The organism is Mesobacillus sp., assembly GCF_057785455.1.
In genome coordinates this window covers 1-23,207 of record NZ_JBYNSB010000017.1, presented here as the reverse complement: position 1 = coordinate 23,207, position 23,207 = coordinate 1, and the positions used below count along the sequence as shown (strand labels likewise).

The following is a 23,207-nucleotide window of genomic DNA, read 5'->3' as shown; positions in this document are numbered from 1 at the left end:
CAGAAATGGAAGGAGCAGGACCAAAACTGTCCGAAAGGCGACCTCATTCGGACAGAAATGGAAGGACCAGCCCCAAAACTGTCCGAAAGGCGACGTCATTCGGACAGGAATAGAAGGAGCAGCCCCAAAACTGTCCGAAAGGCGACCTCATTCGGACAGAAATGGAAGGACCAGCCCCAAAACTGTCCGAAAGGCGACCTTATTCGGACAGAAATAGAAGGAGCAGCCCAAAAAACTGTCCGAAAGGCGACCTCATTCGGACAGGAATAGAAGGACCAGCCCCAAAACTGTCCGAAAGGCGACCTCATTGGGAAAGGAGAACGAGAAATAACAATCAGAACTAAAATAGATCTACTCTACTTATAGTGTGTATCCCGTGTAGTGCCAACTGTGATATAGTTTTTCTTTAAAATCCTGTTAATAGTCTTTTTATTCAATTCTACTTTGCACCATTCATAAATACTCTGAGTAGTGATTATCCTTTCAGGAAAAAGTCGTTTGAACTCCTCTACATTCCTTAAAATAGCAGGTTCAATCCTTTCATGGTATCCGCACCTGTTGCAAACGATATCATGATTCACAATAAAAGTGGCAAAAGACTTGCATGATTTACAATAAATACCCTTCTCCAGCTGTTCATAATTATATTTAGGTAATTTTACATAGGGGTTCTTAGAAATATGCAGAGAGATTAACTTCTTAGCGAGTTTCATGTGGTTGTCATTTAACTTGGATGGAGTGTTATTTAAACCTCTCAAAAACGCAGGTACCTGAGTTGGTAAAACGATAGGTTGATTCATAGGGGCTTGATATAAAGTGAATTCAGGATTAATAAAAATAATGGAGGCTTCAAATAAAAAATTCATTTTGAGGTTTTGCAGGAGTAGGCGAAAGAGGCCTGCACTTCTAGATAACTGAATAAGCGGATTTTTATACTCTCGGCCAGTAGTGACATTATAAAGTTTATCAGATTCTAAATAGCAGTTACCTTCATAATTTTTGATATCTATTAACTGGATGATTCCTTGTGAAATAATCAGTGTGTCAATTTGGAAATAGGAATTGTTTATTTCCAGAAGCAAATCATTGATGATATATCTGTCTTCCTCAATATTTATTGCCAGCTGATCAAATTTAACCTCACCTTCGAACCCTTTTTCGAGGTTTGATAAATGGTGCTTGTTCTTGTCATCTAAATTCATCCTAGAGTCTAAGTATCGCAGGATGACTAGCTCGTCTGATTCATATCGTTCTTTAAGTAACATACTCCACATCCTTTCTATAATCATATTCTAAGTGATTTGCCAAAAGTATTTTGTGAATGTTTTGTTAATTTTTTCAATAATAAAAGTCGCCCGATACCAATTAAGGTAACGAAGCGACTTTTTTTACATTAGTTTCGAATCAAGTAATCAAATGCACCCAATGCTGCAGTGGCACCTGATCCCATTGAAATGATGATTTGCTTGTAAGGGCTGTTTGTACAGTCACCTGCAGCGAATACTCCAGGCAGGTCTGTAGCTCCGTGATTGTTCACGACAATCTCGCCGAAGCGAGTGCGCTCTAATGTATCGCCTAACCAGTCTGTGTTTGGCACGAGACCGATCTGGACGAATACACCCTGCAATTCAACGTGATGTTCTTCACCTGTAGCACGATCAACATAAGTAATTCCGTTTACTTTATCAGTACCGGTAATTTCTTTTGTTTGAGCGTTCATCACAACAGTGACATTAGGCAGGCTGAAGAGACGGTCTTGTAGCACCTTATCAGCTTTCAGCTCAGGGTTGAATTCAATCACAGTAACGTGCTTTGTAATTCCTGCAAGGTCAATTGCAGCTTCGACACCTGAGTTTCCGCCGCCGATGACAGCAACGTCTTTTCCTTCAAATAATGGGCCATCACAGTGAGGGCAATAAGCTACACCTTTGTTTTTGAACTCGGCTTCGCCAGGGACGCCGACATTCCGCCAGCGGGCACCTGTTGAAATGATGACAGTTTTGCTCTTAAGTACTGCACCATTTTCAAGCTCGACCTCAACCAGGTCCTTCTTTTCCAGACGTTTTGCACGCTGAAGGTTCATGATATCAATTCCATAATCCTTTACATGCTCTTCAAGGCTTGCGACAAGCTTTGGACCTTCGGTATGCTTCACACTGATGAAGTTTTCAATACCAAGAGTATCCATAACTTGTCCGCCAAAGCGTTCAGCAACGATACCTGTACGGATTCCTTTACGTGCTGCATAGATGGCTGCACTTGCACCAGCAGGGCCGCCGCCGACAACAAGGACATCGTAAGGGTCACGGTCACTGAATTCAGATGCATCAGGGCCAGTACCCATCTTGGCAAGGATTTCTTCAAGGGACATGCGTCCGCTTCCGAAAGGCTCACCATTCAGGAACACCGTTGGCACTGCCATGATTTCCTTGCTTTCAACTTCCTCTTTGAAAGCCGCTCCATCAATCATTGTATGAGTAATGCCAGGGTTCTGAATGCTCATTAAGTTCAAAGCTTGTACAACATCAGGACAGTTGTGGCAGCTCAGGCTTACATAAGATTCAAAGCGATATTCGCCCTTGATATTCTTAATCTGATCAACCACTTTCTGGTCCACTTTAGGAGCCCTGCCGCTAACCTGCAGCAAAGCAAGGACTAAAGAAGTGAATTCGTGTCCGAGAGGAATCCCGGCAAAGGTTACGCCAGTGTCCTCGCCGATACGGTTTACACTAAAGCTTGGAGTTCTATCTAATTCTGCATGCTCAACTTTAATGCGAGTTGACATTGTCGCCAATTCGTCGACTAAAGCCAGCATGTCACGAGAAACATCATCGGATCCAGCGCTGACTTTAAGCAGCACATCGCCCTCCATCAGCTGGAGATATTGGGCTAATTGTGCTTTAATTTCTGCATCTAATAACATGGAGGTTACTCCTTAAATCTTTCCTACAAGATCAAGGCTTGGCTTAAGTGTTGCTTCGCCTTCTTTCCATTTTGCAGGGCAAACTTCGCCTGGGTTGTTGCGAACGTATTGTGCTGCTTTAAGCTTGCTGACAACCTGGCTAGCATCACGGCCGATTCCGCCTGCGTTGATTTCAACAGTCTGGATTACGCCGTCTGGATCGATGATGAAAGTTCCGCGGTCTGCAAGACCATCTTCTTCATTCAATACATCGAAGTTGCGAGAGATCTTCTGAGAAGGGTCGCCGATCATGATGTACTCGATTTTGCCGATTGCTTCAGAGTGGTCATGCCATGCTTTGTGAGTGAAGTGAGTATCTGTAGATACAGAGTATACTTCTGCTCCCATTTCTTTAAGTGTTGCATATTGGTTTTGCATGTCTTCAAGCTCAGTTGGACATACGAATGTGAAGTCTGCTGGGTAGAATACGACTACGCTCCACTTGCCTTTGAAGTTCTCTTCAGAAACAGTGATGAATTCTCCGTTGTGGAATGCGTTTGCTGTGAATGGTAATACTTGAGTACCGATTAATGCCATGATTAAGTTCCTCCTTAAATTTTGGTTTATTGTGAAATAGTTGGACTGAAGGAATTCAGTTAACTATTCAATAAACTAGAATAATTCTAATTCGATAACCATTATCATATAGAGCTCGTTCTCTTGTCAAGCGATAAGTACTCGCTTTATGGAACATCTTTTCCACTCATTTTTAGTTTAATGGAAATGAGAATTTTTTGCATACATAAAGAGTGTTAACAGTTTGCAGCTTTTTAATTCTATAGTAAAAAAAATCCCCAACATAGATTGTTTGAGTGTGATAGTTCAAAAAACACTGACTACACGTGCATATTTAGATTTTCCAAAAATAACTAGATTGACAGAATTAACAGGTTATTGTAGCCTATTTACTATAATTTAATATTTCACCTCACTTTTGCTTGTGAGGTAGAGGCGCGATATTTAACAGTCCTTAGCGGAGTTTGAGAAGCTTTGATGCTAGGGAGAAGGAAATGTCGCCGAAGTGGGTAATATTCTCAGTATTGCTTGCTGGGTCTGCAGTTAAGAGCTGCAGGACTGTCTCAATAGACTCCCCGGTTTATTGAGTTGTGCTATCTCATTATGGGAAAAGAGAGGAATTTAGGGCATCTATGAATAATGCGACCTGAGTTTATCTCAGGTCGCTTTTTGTTTGTAAAAAACGCTCTATAAAAACAAGGAGGAGAAAACGAACATGAGAACAAAGGCATCATTATTTTTAGTATTTTTGATTTCAGCAATGGTTTTACTTGCAGGATGCGGATCAGGCAACGATTCAAATTCAGGCTCATCCGATGATAATACATTTAAGGTAGGCCTTGAGGCTGGCTATGCACCATTTAACTGGACTCAGAAGGATGATTCAAACGGCGGTGTGAAAATAGCTGGCACTTCTGAATATGCTGGCGGCTATGATGTGGAAATCGCGAAGAAAATTGCTGATGGTTTAGGAAAAGAATTAGTAATCGTTAAAACGGAATGGGACGGACTGGTTCCAGCGTTGACTTCAGGCAAAATTGACGCAATTATCGCAGGGATGTCCCCAACTGCAGAGCGTAAAGAGACAATCGACTTTTCGGATAACTATTATAAATCAAATCTAGTAATGGTGGTTAAAAAAGGCGGGAAATATGAAGGAGCTGCTTCCATCCAGGATTTCAAGGGTGCAAAGATTACAGCTCAATTAAATACATTCCACTATTCAGTCATCGACCAAATTGAGGGTGTATCCAAAGAAACTGCAATGGATAACTTCCCGGCTATGAGGGTTGCACTTGAATCAGGAATCATTGATGGATATGTTTCGGAGCGTCCTGAGGCTGTAAGTGCTTCATCTGCAAACGAAAACTTAGCAATGGTTGAATTTGAAGATGGATTCAAAACATCTGAAGATGATACCGCCATCGCAGTTGGTCTTCAAAAAGGCAGCAAGCTGACAGATAAAATCAATGAAATTTTGAAAGGAATCTCTGAAGAAAAACGTACAGAAATAATGGACGCAGCTATCAAGAATCAGCCTGCAGCCAAATAACATTCTATAAAACCGGCTGTACTTATATACAGTCGGTTTTATGATGATAAAAGGAGAAGGAAAATGAGTTTAGAGTGGATCATTAAGATCGTTTCGGAAAACTGGCCAATGTTCCTTCGAGGAGCCGGGGTTACCCTGTATATTTCTCTGATCGGTACCATTTTGGGAGCGGTCATTGGTTTAATAGCAGGAGTTATCCGTACAATTCCAGTACCGGAAAAAGGATTCAAGAAATGGTTTCTTGCTATCATTAATTTTATTCTATCCGTTTATATTGAGTTCTTCCGCGGCACCCCGATGATTGTACAGGCAATGGTGATATATTATGGCTCTGCGTTAGCATTCGGTGTGGATATAGATGTGATGGCGGCGGCGCTTATTGTTGTATCGATCAATACAGGGGCCTACATGGCGGAAATTGTCCGCGGCGGCATTGTTTCTGTTGATAAAGGACAATTTGAAGCTGCCCAGGCAATTGGGATGAACCACTTCCAAACGATGATGAATGTTGTCCTTCCGCAAGTAGTCCGCAATATCCTGCCGGCAACTGGGAACCAGTTCGTTATCAATATTAAAGACACATCTGTTCTGAATGTTATATCAGTTTCAGAATTGTATTTCCTTACAAAATCAGTTGCAGGAAACAATTTTAGATATTTCGAATCCTTCTTTGTTGCATGCGTGATCTATTTTGTCATGACCTTCGCTGTAACAAGGATTCTGCTTTATTTTGAAAAAAGACTAGAAGGCCCGGACAACTACAAAATGGTCCTGGGCGAAGAAACACAACAGCCAGCGAGATAATTTTTACAAGAAGGAGGAGAGAGTATGGAAACAGTAATCGATATACAGCATCTGAACAAATCCTTTGGAACTCATGAAGTGTTAAAAGATATCAACTTCTCGGTCAATAAAGGGGAAGTCGTGACAATCATTGGCTCCTCAGGGTCTGGTAAATCAACTCTTCTTCGCTGCATCAACCTATTGGAAAAGCCAAGCGGCGGGCAGATTATTTATAACGGAGAGAACATCCTTGATGATAAGCATGATATCCCAACCTACCGCAGACATTTAGGGATGGTCTTCCAGCAATTCAACTTATTCAATAACCATAATGTCCTGAAGAATTGTACAGTAGGCCAGGTCAAAGTATTGGGCCGTTCAAAGGATGAAGCTGAAAAGGTAGCAATGAAATATCTAAAAGTTGTTGGGATGGATAAGTATATTAATGCCAAACCAAAGCAGCTATCCGGCGGGCAAAAGCAGCGTGTCGCCATAGCAAGAGCACTTTCCATGGAGCCAGACGTTCTCCTGTTTGATGAACCAACTTCTGCTCTTGATCCAGAAATGGTTGGCGAAGTCCTGAAGGTAATGAAGGAACTCGCTGAATCTGGCCTGACAATGCTGATCGTAACGCATGAGATGGAATTCGCAAGGGAAGTATCTGACCGTGTCGTATTTATGGACAAAGGGGTTATTGCAGAGGAAGGCAGCCCAGAGCAAATCTTCAATAATCCGCAACAGAACCGGACGAGAGAATTTCTTAAACGTACATTGAAGGCAGCTTATTGAAGTAATAAAATTATAAATATATGAAAAGGGTGCCCTTCAAGGTACCCTTTTTTACTTTATACAAAAGTATCCATATAAAAACTGCACCGATTAGGGGTGCAGTTTATAAATCATTTTAAATTAAAGAAGAATTTGATTCGCTTTGATATTTTCCCTCTGATTTATCGACCACAGCGGCACCTACCACATCTCCTATGACATTAGACGCGGTTCCAGCCATGCCAATAATCGCATCCACACCTGCAATCAGGGCAACGATTTCAAGCGGCAGGTCAAACATCGTTAAAACAGCTGAAAGGGTGACAAGGCCAGCAGCAGGAATTCCGGCAGTGCCAATGGAAAGCAAGGTTCCTACTAAGATGATGGTCAAGAAATCCATCAGGGAAAATTGTGCTCCTGTAACATTGGCCGCAAAAACAATGGAAGCCCCCATGCGCAGTGCGCCTCCATCAGAGTTGAAAACTGCACCCAACGGCAGACTGAAATTGACTATTCTCTCCGAAATACCAGCTTTTTTGGCACCTTCGATCGCTATAGGAAGTGTTGCGATACTGCTGGATGTGAAAAAAGCCGTTGTGTATGCTTCTTTAGTTTGGATAAAAAAGTTCCGGACCGGGATTCGGTACAATTTTAATATCCCGCTATAAACAAAGATCCATAGGAGGACAATCCCCAAATAAAACACGGCTGTAAATTTAAGCAAGGATATGAAAGTATCCCATCCCTGCGTTCCGAATGAAGTTGCCGCAATGGCAAAGATTCCAACCGGCGCATAAAGCAGGATGCCTTGAAGGATGCGGAAGAATAGCACATTCGCGGCGTCCATTAAGGATTGAAGCTGAACACCGTAGTTCCGGATTTTTTCCTCAGTCGAAAAGCGCATCCCTGAAATCGCAAACCCAATAATGATCGCCAAAAACATGATCCCCATTAGATTTCCTTCAGTAAAAGCTTTTAGTAGATTATCAGGGATAATACTTAGAATGACATCGGAGGCAGCAGGGGTTTCCGGTTTATTGACTTCTGCAGTCGGCAATGTGAGAGATTTGCCCGGGTTGATGAGTAAGGAAAGTCCAAGCCCGATCAAGACAGCTGCAGCTGTTGTAACTGCATAATAAACGACTAATTTTCCGCCCGTCCTGCCTAGCTGTGCTGGATTCATCTGATTCACTGCTAGTACAACGGTTAAAAATACAACAGGAGTCGCAATAAGATTCAGCAATTTAATCAGGATGTCACCAAGAGGCTTTAATACCGCTGCATCTGGGCCCAATACAATGCCTAATACTATTCCAAGGATAAAACCAGTCGTCATTTTTAAAATGAACGAAGAGGTTTTGTACATTTTCCATATTTTCACGTCTATAACCTTCTTTATTAATATTTTTCGGGAAATAATTCCTAATATTAAACTACACTTGATGCAGAGGAGAGACAATAGGGAATTTGCTTTCAGTGGGCTGTAGAAGAGTGATTATTTGATAAAAAGAAAAAAAGGATCCAAATCCAGATCCTTTTTTCTCATCTTGATATTCAATTAATTCAAAAACAGGTCTCTCCTATTTCAAAGCACTTACTGCATTGATCGCACCGAAGCCAGATTGCCCATCATAGCCTGGTTTGAACCAATCATCTGCAGAGCTTTGGATGATATGCTTTACCTGGGCAGGAGACAAAACATCTTTACCGTATTTAGCAATGATGACTCCAGCAAGACCAGCCGTTTTTGGTGCGGCCATTGATGTACCACCCATAAAAGCGTATCCACCTGGTACTGTAGAAAAACATAATTTTGTATTATCTCTTACACCTGTTTCTAAATAATCTTTACCTAAATCGCCACCTGGTGCAATGACATCGATTTTACCAACACCATAATTCGAATAGAAAGTTAGATTCTTTGCTTCCCCGCCAGCTGAAACACGAATCATTGTTTGGCTGCTTGGACTTCTATGTGTAGCACCTTTGTCGTCTCCAGAAAGCTTCCCAGGGCTTGAAAGATCGACTGCGTTGTTTCCTGCAGACCCAACTACGGTCACGCCATTTTTAATTGCATATTGGATTGCACGGTTGAATAAACGTACGTCTGCCACCACATCTTTTGTTGCATATTCTGGGTTTTGGAACCAATCATAACCGCCAAGTGACATGTTAACTACATCAACGTTATCATCAGCTGCAGTCATTAGAGCATTGGCAATATCAGATGTATAAGCTCCCCCAGTTGGTCCGAAGACACGGTAAGCAGCCACTTTAAGTTCTGGCCCAATACCTAGTACTCTGCCATTACCAGCAATGGATCCAGCAACGTGAGTTCCATGGCCATTTTCATCCATAGGACTTTCAATGCCAGGAACGAATGATTTCCCATAAGCATAATTAGCCATGATATCAGGGTGGGTAAAATCAATACCAGTATCTACAACGGCTACAACAATATCCTTACCATTAGTTGATTTTCCTGTTCCGCCTTCCATATTCCAAGATGCACCATTGTTAGTCACTTGTTTAATATCCCATTGATATGTGTTATATAAATCATTTTGAGCACCTGAACTAAAATCTGTATCTAAAGCTTCAACAGCCACTGGAGCTTCAGGATAAATCGTATTCTCTACTCCGACATCTAAAACAGCTGAGCTATTTTGAATTTCAGCCAGGAAATTCGGGTTATCAGAGTTTACTTTCACAGCACCTAATTTAGGCAGAGCCGTTGTGACTTTTCCACCGGATTTCTTCACAACGTCAACATAGTTTGATGGGAGATTACTATCAGACTTGAAAATAACTATGTAATTCTTGTCTATTTCCTGGGCATGTCCTACTCCCAAGCTTCCTACAAATGCAGCAGCACTTAATGCTACCGATAAGGCACCTGCGATAAATTTCTTCTTCATCTTCATCCCCCGTTTTAATAGAATTTTCCAACAACTCGATTATAGAATCAGTATTCTTTTATCACAACGGGGTTATTTTGTTTGATTCTGTCATTACTTGGATAATTGCTAGAGAAACTTTCGACAGGTTTATTCGCCAATCAAATATAAGAATTCTCCCGCCAGTAGAAACCCAAAATTCAACCAACAGTTGATAGGCAAATGAATTGGTCAGGTGCTAAGATTGGTGTAACAGGGCGCACTGGGAAATCTATGAGGGGGATGAAATATGCTTGATACAAGAAGGATAGGGGCTTATATTTCCAGGTTAAGAAAGGAACAGGATCTGACGCAGATGGAGCTGGCAGAACAGTTAAATGTAAGCCACCAGGCGGTTTCAAAATGGGAACGCGGCCAATCACTCCCTGATATAGGAACTCTTCCGCGGATAGCTGAGCTGTTCAATGTTTCCATCGATCAGATCATGAATGCGGGGGTTATTCGTGATAACTCGCATATTGGCAAAATAGTAGAAGAGGCAAGTGGCGAGGAGCCTGAAAACATTGCGGTTATGATCAATAAGGGAGAGGTCGAAGCGGCGGAGCTTACTGATGTAGCTCCCATTCTTAAAGCTAGCACACTCAATAAAGTCGCAGAGAGTTTGGATATGAGCAGCTTGAATAAGGAATTCATTCTCAGTCTAGCTCCATTTCTAGGTTCTGAAGCACTGGAAGGCATCGTTCGCCAGGCAATCGGTGAGGCTGTGAATTGGGGTTTTATCGCAGAGCTTGCGCCATTTATAGGTTCGAAGTTTTTGTATGAATTAGTGGAAAAACCGGTGGAGCAAGGGTCGATTGAGGCCAAGGAGCTGGTAATGCTGGCTCCGTTCCTTAATGTACAAAGCCTGGATCAATTGCTGCAGTCAATAGATCTTCTTGCTGACTGGGATTTGGTTGTCACTCTAGCACCATTTTTAAGCAAAGACACTCTCAACCGTTTAGTTGACCGGGAGTGTGAGGGGGAACTGGGGGCTGGCCGTCTTGTTCAACTGGCTCCATTCCTTGGAAAAGAGCAGCTTGATGCACTAGTTTTACAAGCGGAGGAGGAAAGTGTGGATTGGGAAATGGTCGTGAGACTTGCCCCATTTTTGAGCAGGGAAACTCTGGATCGCCTTGTGCAGCACGCAGCAGATGGAAAAATAGAACTTAAAAGAATAGTAAGCCTGGCTCCATTCTTAAGCAAAGACAGCATCCAGGCAATATTGGCCAGGGTGGATGTCAATGGCTTGGATACTGAGGTTTTAGCCGGTCTGGCTCCATTTGCAGGCAAGGAGACATTAAGCAAACTTGTAAGCACCCTCATAGTCAAATCTAATTAGAGCCTAAGAAGAGGGCGGCATTATTCATACAATTTAAAGAATGGTGGAGTGGCCATTTTCGATTTTGCCGCTCCTTTTTTTCGCTAACACTCCTGTGCCTCCAGGAATACAATGGAGAAAAAATCTCAAAGGGTGGTTGAGTATGCCCATTTCGTTTCCTGCAGGTGTGAAGACCGTCAAAATCAGCAGCGGTCCTAAAAAAACAGTATATTATCCTCATATATTTAATGTATCTAATCTTAGTTTGGAGCATTTCATTAATCGTACGATCGTTTCTCAAACGCAGCAGCTCATCAATCTGCAGGTTGGGGATATGCCCACGACGGTCGAAGAAATGCTTGGCCATTATGAAGTGAAGAACAATCAGCGCGAGGTCCTGAGCTTGTCCCTGAGTAATTATACGTATCATGAACATGCAGCCCATGGGATGACCTATATTAAGTCGCTCACGTTTGATTTGCAGAAAGGCAGGCTTTGTACGCTCAAGGATTTGTTCAAGCCTGGAAGTGACTATGTAACAAGGCTTTCTGCGATTATAGAAGCACAGATCGCAGAACGCGATATCGGGACGCTGGAAAAGTTTTCTGCCATCAAGCCTGACCAGGACTTCTATATAGCCGATAAAAGCCTCGTCGTCTATTTCCAGCTGTACGAAATAACTCCTTATGCCTTTGGATTTCCGATGTTTCCTATATCCGTTTATGAAATTCAGGATATTATCGATGAAAATGGACCCCTTGGCAGGATGGCTATGTCATAGCTTCTAAAATAGAAATACTTGATAAAAAAGCCTCATATCAGGGGCTTTTTATTATGCAAAGGATTCAGTCCATGCTATAGAAATAATAGTAGTATAATAGGAACGAGGTGTTTGTGACATGGAAGATATAACTTTAAGTTCAATGCTGGATGTAGTCGGTGAATTGTTTTCGGATGAAATCTCGATTGCAGTCTCGAATACAAAGGAGTACATATACTACCGTCCAAGCAAACGGATTGACTTGAAAATCGTTCCTGGTGACCCTGTTAAAGAGGGGACGATAGCATATAAAGCACTTGTTTCGAAGCAAAAGGTTTCGGAGTTCATTAACCGTGATGTGTTTGGCATTCCGTATCACGGGATGGCTGTGCCATTTTTACATAATGGCCTGCTTGAGGGATGTGTAACCGCTATTTATCCGGCCCTGACAGATGGAAAGTCGGTCGTTACATTGAAGACTCATGACGGCTGGATTCCTGTTCCTTTTTCAAAAGTGGTTTATATAGAAGCCAAGGATAAGAAAACCCATGTTTATACCGATGAGTTTTCCGGTACGCACAAGTACGCGCTTCAGGAATTCGAATTTTTGCTGCCGAAGGATTCGTTCATTAGATGCCATCGGTCATTTATCGTCAATGTGAACCATATTAAGACAATCTATCCGGATACTCATTCCACATTCCTGCTTTCATTGGATAACGGAGAGCATGTTCCTGTCAGCCAATCATACTCCAGTTACTTCCGGAAGCTGTTAGGCTTCTAAATTTACTGGTTCGGAAGGCGATTATGCTGTTTTATCAGAATTTTCCGTATTGTATACCTAAAATCTTATCTTAATAGTGTTAATGGGTAAAATGATTATAATCATTCAACCATTCATTAAGTGAGGGATTCGGTATGGAAAATCAATTAGAGCGAATCAGGGACAATCGATTGAAAAACAGAGTGGTCACTCCTGAAGAGGCTGCATCCTGGATTGAAAATGGAATGACATTGGGGTTAAGCGGATTTACACGTGCGGGTGATGTGAAAGCGGTTCCATTTGCTTTGGTAAACAGAGTGAAAGATGAAAAGTCATTTAAAGTGAATGTTTATACCGGTGCATCATTAGGGTCTGATGTTGATAAGTTATTTGCTGAAGCTGGCATTTTGGGAAAAAGATTGCCGTTCCAGGCGGATGCGACAATGCGCAGAGGCATTAATCAAGGGGACTTCCTGTTTGTGGATCAGCATCTATCCCATACAGCGGAAATGATTCGATCAGATGTGATGGAAGTAGATGTCGCTATTTTGGAAGCGGTTGCAATGACAGAAGACGGTATGGTGATTCCAACCACTTCAATCGGTAATTCAATGGCATTTGCCCTTAACGCTAAGTCGATCATAATCGAAATCAATATGGCTCAGTCTGAACTGCTTGAGGGACTTCATGATCTGTATGAACCGGGGAAACAAGGTGATAGACAGCCAATACCATTGGCAAAGCCTGATGACAGGATTGGGACCACTGGTATTCCGGTTGATATTGAAAAGGTAAAGGGTATTGTTTTTACTGACCAGCTGGATTCCCCTTCGACAATCGTCCCGCCGGATGAGGAAACTGTCATCATGGCCCAGCATTTGATTGATTTCCTTCGAAAAGAAGTACAATCTGGCCGCTTAACGGAAAGCCTGGCTCCATTGCAATCTGGGATAGGTTCAGTTGCGAATGCTGTGCTGCACGGTATGCTGGATTCCGAGTTTCAGGACTTGGAGGTATATTCGGAGGTCCTTCAGGATGCAGTATTTGATTTAATCGATGCAGGTAAAGTGCAATTTGCTTCCTGCTGCTCGATCACGCTTTCTGAAGAAAAAATGAAGAAGGTATTTAATAACTTTGATCAATACCGCAGCAAATTGCTGATGCGCCCGCAGGAGATTTCCAATCATCCGGAAATTATCCGCCGTCTTGGCTTGATTTCAATTAATACTGCATTAGAGCTGGACATCTACGGAAATGTGAATTCCACCCATGTTCTCGGAACGAAGATGATGAATGGCATTGGCGGTTCAGGGGACTTTGCCCGGAACGCACGGCTTGCGATCTTTGTTACTAAATCGATTGCAAAGGGCGGGAATATTTCCAGCATCGTCCCTTTCGTCTCGCATGTTGACCATACAGAGCACGATGTGGATGTCGTCGTCACTGAACAGGGGTACGCTGATTTAAGAGGATTGGCTCCAAGGGAAAGAGTGGAATTGATTATTGAAAATTGTGCACACCCAATGTACCGCAATCAGCTTCGTGCATACTATCAGGAAGCCCTGGCAAGGGGCGGACAAACTCCGCATGTATTGGAAAAAGCATTTTCATGGCATACGAATTTCGCAGCTAAAGGAACGATGCTTGAAGAGGCAGCAGAGCCAGTTTCAGCCGGGTGATACAAGATTGTTCGATTTATCCGCGCTATTAAATGAATCCAGGCCTTTCGGTAAAAAAAGCCATTTCTGATTTGGTTGTAAAATCAACATAAAAAGACGAAGTCCATAGAGGTTAAGGTCAATTTTAATTAACGACCTGACAGCCCCTTTACTGACTTCGTCTTTATTATTGTTAGCCAGTCGCAATTGGACAGCTAAGATCAAGCAGGAATCAGCCTTTAATGCGTATTTTTGGGGAGGACCATTATATTCTGCAGGAGCAAAGCGGAGAGAAGGCTAAGACCGCCATTCGGACAGTTTTGGAGGAGTTTCTTCGATTTCTGTCGAATGAAAAGGCGATTCGGACAATTTTTAGATAGTTTCTTCGCTTTCTGTCCAAATGAGACCGTGATTCAGACAGTTTTGGGATAGTTTGTTCAAAATCTGTCCGAAAGAGACCGCCATTCGGACAGTTTTGAACCAGAATCCTCCATTTCTGTCCAAAAGAGACCGCCATTCGGACAGTTTTGAACTAGATTCCTCTAATTCTGTCCGAAAGAGACCGCGATTCGGACAGTTTTGAACCAGAATCCTCTAATTCTGTCCGAAAGAGAGCGTGATTCGGACAGTTTTGAACCAGAATCCTCTAATTCTGTCCGAAAGAGACCGCCATTCGGACAGTTTTGGGTAAGATTCCTACATTTCTGTCCGAAAGAGACCGCCATTCGGACAGTTTTGAACCAGAATCCTCTAATTCTGTCCGAAAGAGACCGTGATTCGGACAGTTTTGAACTAGATTCCTCTAATTCTGTCCAAAAGAGACCACCGTTCGGACAGTTTTGAACCAGAATCCTCTAATTCTGTCCAAAAGAGACCACCATTCGGACAGTTTTGCATCAGTTTCTTTATTTCTGTCCAATAAATACGACGATTTGTCATCTTTTGTAGGTTCTGCTTCAAATTTTCCTGTCAACAACCTGCGGAGGCTGCTCCAGCCATTTTTCCGTGATGGTGAGGATCAAGCCTTTCCCGTAAAATTTCTTCATATCGTCCGATATATCGGTGAATTTTGAAACAATATCGGTTCGCAGGCTGGAGGTAAGAGCTTGATTGATCATGATAAAGCAGAACATCCCGAGACATGTATTGACGAAAAACATCATCAGTTTATCGGAAAATGGAGAATCCTTTACCTCATATATATTGAAGTCGCCAGATGCTGAAATTGGGATGTTTTCCCTGTCAAATACCTGTTGCAGGGAACTGGTGACTTTTTCAAGCGCCTTATTTCCTTTTCCGAAATGCTCGATAAGGCCTTTCGTTTTTGCCAGCTTTCCGAAGGTAACAAGGATCATCTTTGAAAATTGTGCTCTATGGATGATCCGCGTTAAGTTTGCCACCTCTGCCGCGTTCAATGGTCTTGAGCCGCCAAACAGCCCATTTAAATAGTTGATATGCCCAACCATATCGATCGTGTGGTCCATCGATACTTGAGGAGGCTTCAGGTATACCCCTTTTGCCAGCATCACTTCTGTCATCTCACTTTGAATCTGGAGGATATCCTCAATGCACTTTTGAAAAAGGTTCCGGATATCCGTTCTGGTAGAATCGGAAAATGCGCTAGGATAGGTAATCATCGAAAGCATTGTTATATCATGGACTATATATAAAATGAATGTATCTGAAAAAACCTTTCCCGCATTGACATTTACGTCTTCAGGTGTAAAGCCTAGCGGGCAGGTGAGGTTTTCCTTCTGGAAAATTTCCTTAAGGTCCTGTGTGTTTTTTTGGGCGAACTTTAATAGTTTTTCTACGACTTTTTTGACTTCAGGGTCTTCAGCCGTCTCAAAAAAGTATTCATAAAATCGCAATTCCATTGTAATCTTCATATAACCTGCCCATATGTTGGATATTTCCGTGGCCGTCAATTCAATATTGGGCTTGTTTAGCATTTCAGACATTCCACACACTCCTTTCCCATTATTGTTACTTTTAGCGCGAATTTTATTACGGCTAAGTGAGATAATATCCACAAATTACAGGGGTCTATTAAGCAATACATAGAACGAACGTGGTTGGAAAAACTTTATTAAAGGCACTTAAGCGTAAATTGCGGTTCGTCTTATGTAATCATGTTTATTGATTTAGGATTTGGGAACCTATTTGAGGAGAATTCAAACTCGAAATGTATGTGTAAGAAATCATAACTAGCAACTAGTACGAGCCATAATAAATGGAGGTTTTCTAAATGAAAAAGTTATTGTTAATGTTTTTGCTGGCCTTTTCCATGTTCTCTGTAACAGGCTGCGGAAATGATGAACAGCCTGAAGAGGGAGAACAGCTGGAGGACGTTGAGGAAGAGGATGAAATTGGTGACGGCGAGGTAGATGACGAGTAAAGATTTACATTATGTTTTGGAAGGAGTGCCCATTAGGCACTCCTTTCTAAAGTAGCCTCCATAAACTGTTTTAACAGAAAGCTGTAAAAGGTTTTAAAAAGACTCAAAGAATTAAATTATTTGATCAAAAAGGATTGGTGGTAAAGCATCAATCCCTTTTTGCATTGCTTTTTTACAGCAAGAATAACTTCCATAATTACCCTGGTGCTAAGGGTAAAAACCCACCCGAAATCCTTCCTCCTGAATAAAATATCACAAGGCTTTTTTAGGCCGGAAGAATCAGATAATACCTTTTTTGAAGAAAGGAGAATTTAGTTGGAAGTTGGACCAATTAGTGCTTTAAACGGATTCCCTGTATGGTACAAGGATGGAAATGGCCTGCGTCTTCAATTGAATGTGGATCCCAATGACCCATTTTCAGGAATTGCGCCTGCTGACCTCCCTAACCCGGGACAACCAGTTTCCTTTCCTGACAATTTCCCAAGCGAAGCTTTTTACTTTGCTGCGGAAGCGGAGATGGAGACAGGGACAGGAGAGAGGGCGAGGCTTGTTTTAGCAATGGAAGCTGCGTTTGCGAATGAAGTCCCGGTAGATGGCGATCAGTTAGTATTTGGCCGTGTCCGTGTACGAGTGGAGGGTCTTCAGCCTAATGCGGCTTATACAGTCACACATCCCTATGGCGCAGATACCTTTATTGCTGAACCAGATGGAGATGGTTTTGGAGAAATTAACTTCACCGAGGATATTGGAATATGTCCTCTGGACTTTGAAGAGGCATTCAATAGCCGTATTCATCCCTTCCTCCAATGGGACCCGAACGTTCCCCCAGCTGCTCCTGAGGGATATATTGGGGACCCGAATGTGCTGCACCCATTAACAGGAAGTCAGTTCATTGACCGGTTTGGCGAGCCGCAGAACATCTTCAGGATCGAGGGGCCCGGTATTGGAATCGGATCACCTGACCGTTCCACCTCACCTGGTCTGAATCCGGACAATACGATTGAAACGAGGAATTTTTCATTACTAGGTAAAATATCCACTATTTCTGGAGTGGATGTAACAAGGACAACGTATACGCTAACGGATAGCACAGGCGGATTCATTGATGTATTTGCCAAGTCAGATGTCACGCTGCAACAAATTGAAGTGACTGGAACAGGAATAGTTCCTACTATGCTTCAAGGTAACAATGGACTATATTTTGCCCGTGTCGCATATACAGGCACGATCCCTCCTGCCGCTGTCACCGTCACAAATGTAGGGGATAATGATCCGGCAAGCGTAAAAACGGCTGTTCCAGTTGATATGATCACTGCTTCTGCGATTTATGATAACGATACACAAACGCTGAAAGTAGAGGCGCTTTCGAGCGATACGATTACTCCGCCCGAACTAAGTGTGAAGGACTTTGGGCTGGGAGATTATGTGATTCCTGCTGAAGGTACTCTTGCCCTGAGTTTGTTGAATGTGCCAGCTTATATTACTGTTCAATCAACAGCTGGCGGCGAAACAACGGTACCTGTTGCGGTCATTGGCGGTCCTGTTAATCCTCCTGGAGTTGTTGCAAACGCTGGCCCGGATCAGACTGTCATTATTGGTTCAGAGGTACAACTGGATGCCAGCAATTCAACGGGCCCGATCACTGCTTATAACTGGGGCCAGACAGCCGGCACTCCTGTCACGCTGCTAAATGCAGACTCTGTCACTCCTTCCTTTACTGCTCCAGAAACTACCGGGATTCTAACCTTTGAATTGACTGTCCAGGGGGAAGGCGGGTCATCATCTGACACTGTCATCGTAGAGGTAGTAGATTCAACACCTGCACCGGCAGCTGACGCCGGTCCTGATCAGACTGTACAGCAGGGTACAACTGTGACATTAGCCGGAAGCGCAGCCGGAGAGGCAACAAGCTTTAGCTGGGTGCAGATTTCTGGTCCTGCAGTCACAATTACCAATGCTAATACTCCAAACGCCACATTTACCGCACCAAAGGAAACAGCCACTCTCACATTTGAACTCACAGTCAGCGGCCCAGGTGGAAGCTCCACCGATGTTACCCAAATCACAACACTCCCCGACAGCTTGACGATTACCCGTGCTGAATTCAGGACTCGCGATTCAGAATGGCGTATTTCAGGAACCTCGGATGTACGAGGACCTGGGGTAAAAATCACTATTTTTAATGGGGATGATTTGGGCGGAACCGTGCTTGCCCAAGTAGGGGTGGACCCGCTTGGTGTTTGGCTGTACCGTGTGGAACCGTCCGAAACAGTTCCAGATGCAACCCGCTCAATCTCCGTCCAGTCAAGCTCTGGAGGATCACTAATTAATATCCCCGTGACTATCCGTCAATAGCAAGCAGGAAAAATGAGAGGTGAACTGACCATGGATTTATGTCCAAAATGCAATAAATGGTACTGCCGTTGTGAGAAAGGGGGATGGCCGCAGGAGCCGTGCTGTGAGCAGGGGCCGCCGGGACCAAAGGGAGACCCCGGCCGGCCGGGTCCTAAAGGGGATCGAGGCCCGCAAGGCATTCCTGGCCCTAAGGGAGATCCAGGACCAGAAGGAAAGAGGGGGGAACGCGGTAAGCAAGGCCCGCCAGGACCAAATGGAGACCCCGGTCCTCAGGGTATTCAAGGGCTAAAAGGAGACCCAGGCGAACAGGGCCCGCCAGGACCAAAGGGAGACCCAGGTAAGCAGGGCCCACCAGGTCTAAAAGGAGACCCAGGTAAGCAGGGCCCGCCAGGACCAAAAGGAGATCGAGGTGAACAAGGCTTGCCTGGTCCGAAGGGAGATCCTGGTCTGCAAGGTCCTCCTGGGGAGCGTGGCCCCGCTGGTCCGCCTGGAACTCTTGGCTCAAGCTTTGGTTTTGCCTATTCACCAACAGCCAGTACCAGAAGCGGCAATGTGAGGTTTACAATTGCCGGTCCGCTGCAGGACTTTGAGTTAACCGAAGACGGGTTAAAAGCTTTAACCTCCGGTGTTTTCCAAATTTCCTATAAAGTCGATGTGAAGGAAGAGTCGGAAACAAGCGGCACTGCAAGATTCCATCTGGTAGTCAACGATTCTATTAATATTGTTTCATCTATGACTGAATCAAGCGGGGAGGCTAATTTACAATCCACACAGCTGTTTTCCTTGCAGGAGGAAGATGTTGTGAAGCTGATGGCTGTAATACCACAGGGATTAAGCTACACTCTGCCTGTATTGCAAGTCATTAAACTAGGCTAATCAATTTAAGCTTCAAACTCTTATTGATAACAGCTGAATGTGCCCAGCTGAAACTCAGAGCAAAGATTCACTGTCTTTGCTCTCTTTTCTTGTTTTCTGCCTAAATTATATATGCATTTATTTTACATAAATATTGACATCTGACCGGTCAGTCAGTTACATTAAACTAGGCTAGAAAAGTCATTCAGAGGCAGGTGTCATCGTGAAAGGTTTAGTAAATTTTGTGTTAGGAAATAAACTTGCAGTTTGGCTGCTGACGATTATCATAACGGTGTCCGGGATTTACTCGGGTACAAGAATGAACATGGAGACGATCCCGAATATTTCAATTCCATACCTCATGGTCATGGATGTATATCCTGGAGCGACCCCTGAAAAAGTGATGGAGGATGTATCCATCCCGATCGAAAAAGCAGTGGAAGGACTGGAAGATGTCAAATACGTCTATTCCAATTCGTATTCCAACATGTCCAGCATCCAGGTGGAATATGAATATGGAATCGATATGGATGAAGCGAAACGAGCGCTTCAATCAGCATTGGATGCAGTAGAACTGCCTGAAGGTGCCCAGGAGCCGTCTATTACAGCGATCAGCATGAATATGATGCCTGTAGCGGCGCTTAGTGTCAGCAGTACCAAGGAGGATATTGTTGAGCTTACCTCTACTGTAGAGGATATTTTGGTGCCAAAGATTGAAAAAATCGATGGGGTTGCTTCTGTAACGATCACAGGGCAGCACATTGAAGAGGTTGATCTTACTTATGATGAAGCAAAAATGGCTCAGTATGGACTCACTGAAGATAAAGTAAAAGAAATGATTCAAGCCAGCAATATGGCTGTATCCCTGGGACTCTACGAGTTTAAGGAAGGGGAGCAGGCTGTTGCGGTGGACGGCAAGTTCATGACAGAAAAAGAACTGAAGAATATGCTGATTCCTGTTACGCCTTCTGCCAGCAATCCTTCACCATTCGTGAAGCTAAGTGATATTGCTGACGTAGAATTGGTAGGTAAGGTACAGTCTGTATCCCGTACGAACGGAAAGGATGCTATCGCGATCCAAGTCGTCAAGGAACAGCAGGCAAATACCGTTGATGTCGTGAATGAGGTCAAGGATTTGGTCAAGGAAGAAAAAGCAAAGATTGACGGGCTCGTCATCGATGTGTCTCTTGACCAGGGCAAGCCTATTCAAGAGTCTGTTTCAACCATGATTGAAAAAGCAGTATTTGGCGGATTGATCGCTGTTTTGATCATCCTTTTATTCCTGAGAGACTTCAAATCTACTATTATCTCGATCGTTTCGATTCCAGTTTCAATCTTCATGGCTTTGCTGCTGCTGAACTGGATGGAAATTACTCTTAATATCATGACGCTCGGTGCCATTACAGTTGCCATCGGCCGCGTCATTGATGACTCGATTGTCGTCGTCGAAAATATATACCGGCGTCTGCACTTAAAAGAAGAGAAGCTGACAGGACGGGCGCTTGTAAGAGAAGCGACGATTGAAATGTTCAAGCCAATCCTGTCATCAACATTGGTAACAGTCGCTGTTTTTGCACCATTGATTTTCGTTGGCGGGATGGTAGGAGAGCTCTTCGCACCGTTTGCGTTAACCATGACTTTTGCCCTCGGTGCGTCATTGCTTGTTGCAATCACCATCGTACCGGCATTGTCCCACTTCTTATTCAAGAAGAAGCTTTATAGCGATAAGACAGAAAGCAGCCATAAAGAGGCTGGAAAGCTTGCTATTTGGTATAAGGGAGTATTGAATAAATCGCTTAACCATAAAATCATCACTTCGGTCATTGCTGTCGTTTTATTGGCTGGCAGCCTGGCGCTGACTCCAATCATTGGCTTCAGCTTCATGGGAAGTGAAGAAGATAAAGTTATGTACTTAACGTATACGCCAGGTGCTGGCGAACTTAAGGAAGAAACTTTGGCGAATGTTGAAAAAGTAGAAGAAAAAATGCTCAAGCGCGATGACATTGATATTGTCCAAATATCGGTGACGGAAGAAGGAGACCAAATGGCGGCTATGATGGGAGGAGGAGCAGGCGGTGCTTTAATGTACCTGATTTTTGATCCCGAGATGGAAAACTTCCCAGAAGTACGCGGAGAAATTGAAGAATATGTGTTCAATATCGGCCAAAGCGGTGAGTGGAAGAGCCAGAATTTTGGCGGAATGTCGATGCCTGAAAATGAAATCAGCTACACATTCTACAGTGAAGATTTAAGTAAATTGAACAAAGCTGTAAAAATGGTAGAAGAAGAAATGAACGACATTGACGGTTTGAAGGATGTAACTTCAAGCGCTGAGGAAGCTTATGTCGAGTATACCTTTAAGGTAGAACAGGATGAGCTGCTTCAATATGGATTAACCGCAGGCCAGATTGTCATGATGCTGAACCCGTTAAAAGCGGAGAATGTCTTGACTACAATCGAAAAAGATGGCCAATCACTGGATGTCATCGTCCAGCAGGAACAGGCAAAACAGCCGGAATCCATTGATGATCTCCTTGATACACAAGTGCCGACAGCTCTTGGCAATACAATGCCGCTATCAGAGCTGGTAACAGTCGAAAAAGGTACGACAATGAATACCCTTGCCCGCAGCAAAGGTGAATACTATGCGTCAGTGTCAGGAACTGTCACTGATAAAGATATCTCCAAGGCTTCAGCCGATGTCGATAAAGCCATCAACAAGATTGATCTGCCCAAAGGTGTTACCGTTGGGGTTGCCGGGGTCCAGGCCGATATGACTGAGACATTCACCCAGCTTGGAGCAGCCATGCTGGCAGCAATTGCAATTGTGTACTTTATCCTTGTAGTTACATTCCGGGAGGGCGTTGCTCCATTTGCAATCCTGTTCTCATTGCCATTTGCCGTGATCGGATCATTTGCAGGATTGCTCATTGCTGATGAAACCATCTCCGTATCGGTTATGATGGGTCTGTTGATGCTGATTGGTATCGTTGTTACAAATGCAATCGTCCTGGTAGACCGCATAATCCATATGGAGCGTGAAGGCATGACAATGCGTGAAGCTGTACTGGAGGCTGGCGCGACCCGTCTTCGCCCAATCCTGATGACTGCGATAGCAACCGTTGGGGCGCTCATGCCGTTAGCATTTGGTGCAGGAGGCGGCGGCCTGATTTCCAAGGGCCTTGCCATCACTGTAATCGGAGGACTGACAAGTTCCACATTGCTCACCCTGATTATGGTACCAATCGTATACGAGGTTCTTTCTAAAATCTTCAAAAAGAACCGCAGGGAAATAGAAGAAAATTAATCAGAAAATCCCCTGTGAATGACTAGTCATCCACAGGGGATTATAATTGTGAAAAATTAGCCTGGCTTCGTGCCTGGCTTATTTTTCTTTTTGGCTTGGTTAAAGCTGAATGTTGATTTTTAAACCCTGTTGCTCTTCGTTTCAGGCGCGTAGACTCTTTCGGGATGAAGCGGGACAGGTGAGACCCAGGTAGAAATGGCCCGAAAAGCATGGCCATTTTACCCCGCAGGAGCAAAGCGACGAGGAGGCTCACCGCACGCCCCAAGAAAAATTTGC

The 23,207-nt window shown here is 43.6% G+C and carries 18 protein-coding genes and 1 riboswitch; of the genes, 11 read left to right on the top strand and 7 right to left on the bottom strand.

The genetic code is table 11. The features are described from left to right. Window positions 1–356: 356 nt before the first annotated feature. From AC3EBE_RS05790 to ahpC, 3 genes are all read right to left on the bottom strand, one after another. Window positions 357–1,265, bottom strand: a complete 909-nt coding sequence (locus AC3EBE_RS05790) for a nuclease-related domain-containing protein (protein ID WP_488594073.1) — start codon at window positions 1,263–1,265, stop codon at window positions 357–359. A 128-nt stretch (window positions 1,266–1,393) separates the two neighbouring features. Further along, entirely contained in the window at window positions 1,394–2,923 is a 1,530-nt protein-coding gene (ahpF, locus tag AC3EBE_RS05785) for an alkyl hydroperoxide reductase subunit F (RefSeq protein WP_488594072.1), read from the bottom strand. A 12-nt stretch (window positions 2,924–2,935) separates the two neighbouring features. After that, a complete protein-coding gene (gene ahpC, locus AC3EBE_RS05780; RefSeq protein ID WP_488594071.1) occupies window positions 2,936–3,499 on the bottom strand; it encodes an alkyl hydroperoxide reductase subunit C in 564 nt (187 codons plus the stop codon). 401 nt (window positions 3,500–3,900) lie between these two features. Then, window positions 3,901–4,082, top strand: a riboswitch (Lysine riboswitch). Window positions 4,083–4,193: 111 nt separating this feature from the next. On the opposite strand from ahpC, the gene AC3EBE_RS05775 reads away from it, so the two are divergent. The 3 genes from AC3EBE_RS05775 to AC3EBE_RS05765 all read left to right on the top strand — a co-directional run bounded on the left by AC3EBE_RS05775 (window position 4,194) and on the right by AC3EBE_RS05765 (window position 6,602). Continuing rightward, on the top strand, window positions 4,194–5,030 hold the full coding sequence (locus tag AC3EBE_RS05775) for a transporter substrate-binding domain-containing protein (RefSeq protein WP_488594070.1): 837 nt from the start codon (window positions 4,194–4,196) through the stop codon (window positions 5,028–5,030). Window positions 5,031–5,093: 63 nt separating this feature from the next. Beyond that, complete coding sequence (locus AC3EBE_RS05770) at window positions 5,094–5,834, top strand: amino acid ABC transporter permease (RefSeq protein ID WP_488594069.1); 741 nt, start codon at window positions 5,094–5,096, stop codon at window positions 5,832–5,834. A gap of 24 nt (window positions 5,835–5,858) precedes the next feature. After that, entirely contained in the window at window positions 5,859–6,602 is a 744-nt protein-coding gene (locus tag AC3EBE_RS05765) for an amino acid ABC transporter ATP-binding protein (RefSeq protein WP_488594068.1), read from the top strand. Window positions 6,603–6,717: 115 nt separating this feature from the next. Here AC3EBE_RS05765 and AC3EBE_RS05760 read toward each other — a convergent pair whose 3' ends face one another. Both AC3EBE_RS05760 and AC3EBE_RS05755 read right to left on the bottom strand, forming a co-directional pair. Next, window positions 6,718–7,962: a dicarboxylate/amino acid:cation symporter gene (locus tag AC3EBE_RS05760; protein ID WP_488594067.1), complete on the bottom strand. Its 1,245-nt coding sequence runs from the start codon at window positions 7,960–7,962 to the stop codon at window positions 6,718–6,720. 199 nt (window positions 7,963–8,161) lie between these two features. Next, complete coding sequence (locus AC3EBE_RS05755; RefSeq protein ID WP_488594066.1) at window positions 8,162–9,499, bottom strand: S8 family peptidase; 1,338 nt, start codon at window positions 9,497–9,499, stop codon at window positions 8,162–8,164. A 268-nt stretch (window positions 9,500–9,767) separates the two neighbouring features. On the opposite strand from AC3EBE_RS05755, the gene AC3EBE_RS05750 reads away from it, so the two are divergent. The 4 genes from AC3EBE_RS05750 (at window position 9,768) to scpC (ending at window position 14,037) form a co-directional block, all read left to right on the top strand. Continuing rightward, window positions 9,768–10,856 carry a helix-turn-helix domain-containing protein gene (locus tag AC3EBE_RS05750; RefSeq protein WP_488594065.1) on the top strand — a complete coding sequence of 363 codons (1,089 nt, stop codon included), beginning with the start codon at window positions 9,768–9,770 and terminating at the stop codon, window positions 10,854–10,856. Between the two features lie 142 nt (window positions 10,857–10,998). After that, window positions 10,999–11,616, top strand: coding sequence for a DUF3298 and DUF4163 domain-containing protein (locus AC3EBE_RS05745; protein ID WP_488594064.1), 618 nt, complete (start codon window positions 10,999–11,001; stop codon window positions 11,614–11,616). Between the two features lie 118 nt (window positions 11,617–11,734). Then, a complete protein-coding gene (locus AC3EBE_RS05740; protein WP_488594063.1) occupies window positions 11,735–12,379 on the top strand; it encodes a LytTR family DNA-binding domain-containing protein in 645 nt (214 codons plus the stop codon). A 134-nt stretch (window positions 12,380–12,513) separates the two neighbouring features. Next, window positions 12,514–14,037, top strand: a complete 1,524-nt coding sequence (gene scpC, locus AC3EBE_RS05735) for a succinyl-CoA:acetate CoA-transferase ScpC (protein ID WP_488594062.1) — start codon at window positions 12,514–12,516, stop codon at window positions 14,035–14,037. 935 nt (window positions 14,038–14,972) lie between these two features. Here the strand turns inward: scpC and AC3EBE_RS05730 are convergent. After that, window positions 14,973–15,977, bottom strand: a complete 1,005-nt coding sequence (locus tag AC3EBE_RS05730; protein WP_488594061.1) for a DUF3231 family protein — start codon at window positions 15,975–15,977, stop codon at window positions 14,973–14,975. 287 nt (window positions 15,978–16,264) lie between these two features. On the opposite strand from AC3EBE_RS05730, the gene AC3EBE_RS05725 reads away from it, so the two are divergent. The 4 genes from AC3EBE_RS05725 (at window position 16,265) to AC3EBE_RS05710 (ending at window position 22,931) form a co-directional block, all read left to right on the top strand. Further along, complete coding sequence (locus tag AC3EBE_RS05725) at window positions 16,265–16,414, top strand: hypothetical protein (RefSeq protein WP_488594060.1); 150 nt, start codon at window positions 16,265–16,267, stop codon at window positions 16,412–16,414. Window positions 16,415–16,729: 315 nt separating this feature from the next. Continuing rightward, the gene (locus AC3EBE_RS05720; RefSeq protein ID WP_488594059.1) at window positions 16,730–18,769 is read left to right on the top strand and encodes a PKD domain-containing protein; all 2,040 of its coding nucleotides are present in this window, start codon (window positions 16,730–16,732) and stop codon (window positions 18,767–18,769) included. Window positions 18,770–18,799: 30 nt separating this feature from the next. Continuing rightward, a complete protein-coding gene (locus AC3EBE_RS05715) occupies window positions 18,800–19,645 on the top strand; it encodes a collagen-like protein (protein ID WP_488594058.1) in 846 nt (281 codons plus the stop codon). 202 nt (window positions 19,646–19,847) lie between these two features. Continuing rightward, complete coding sequence (locus AC3EBE_RS05710) at window positions 19,848–22,931, top strand: efflux RND transporter permease subunit (RefSeq protein WP_488594057.1); 3,084 nt, start codon at window positions 19,848–19,850, stop codon at window positions 22,929–22,931. 40 nt (window positions 22,932–22,971) lie between these two features. Here AC3EBE_RS05710 and AC3EBE_RS05705 read toward each other — a convergent pair. Beyond that, window positions 22,972–23,207 (bottom strand): hypothetical protein (locus AC3EBE_RS05705; protein WP_488594056.1); only part of this gene is annotated, 236 nt, incomplete at its 5' end.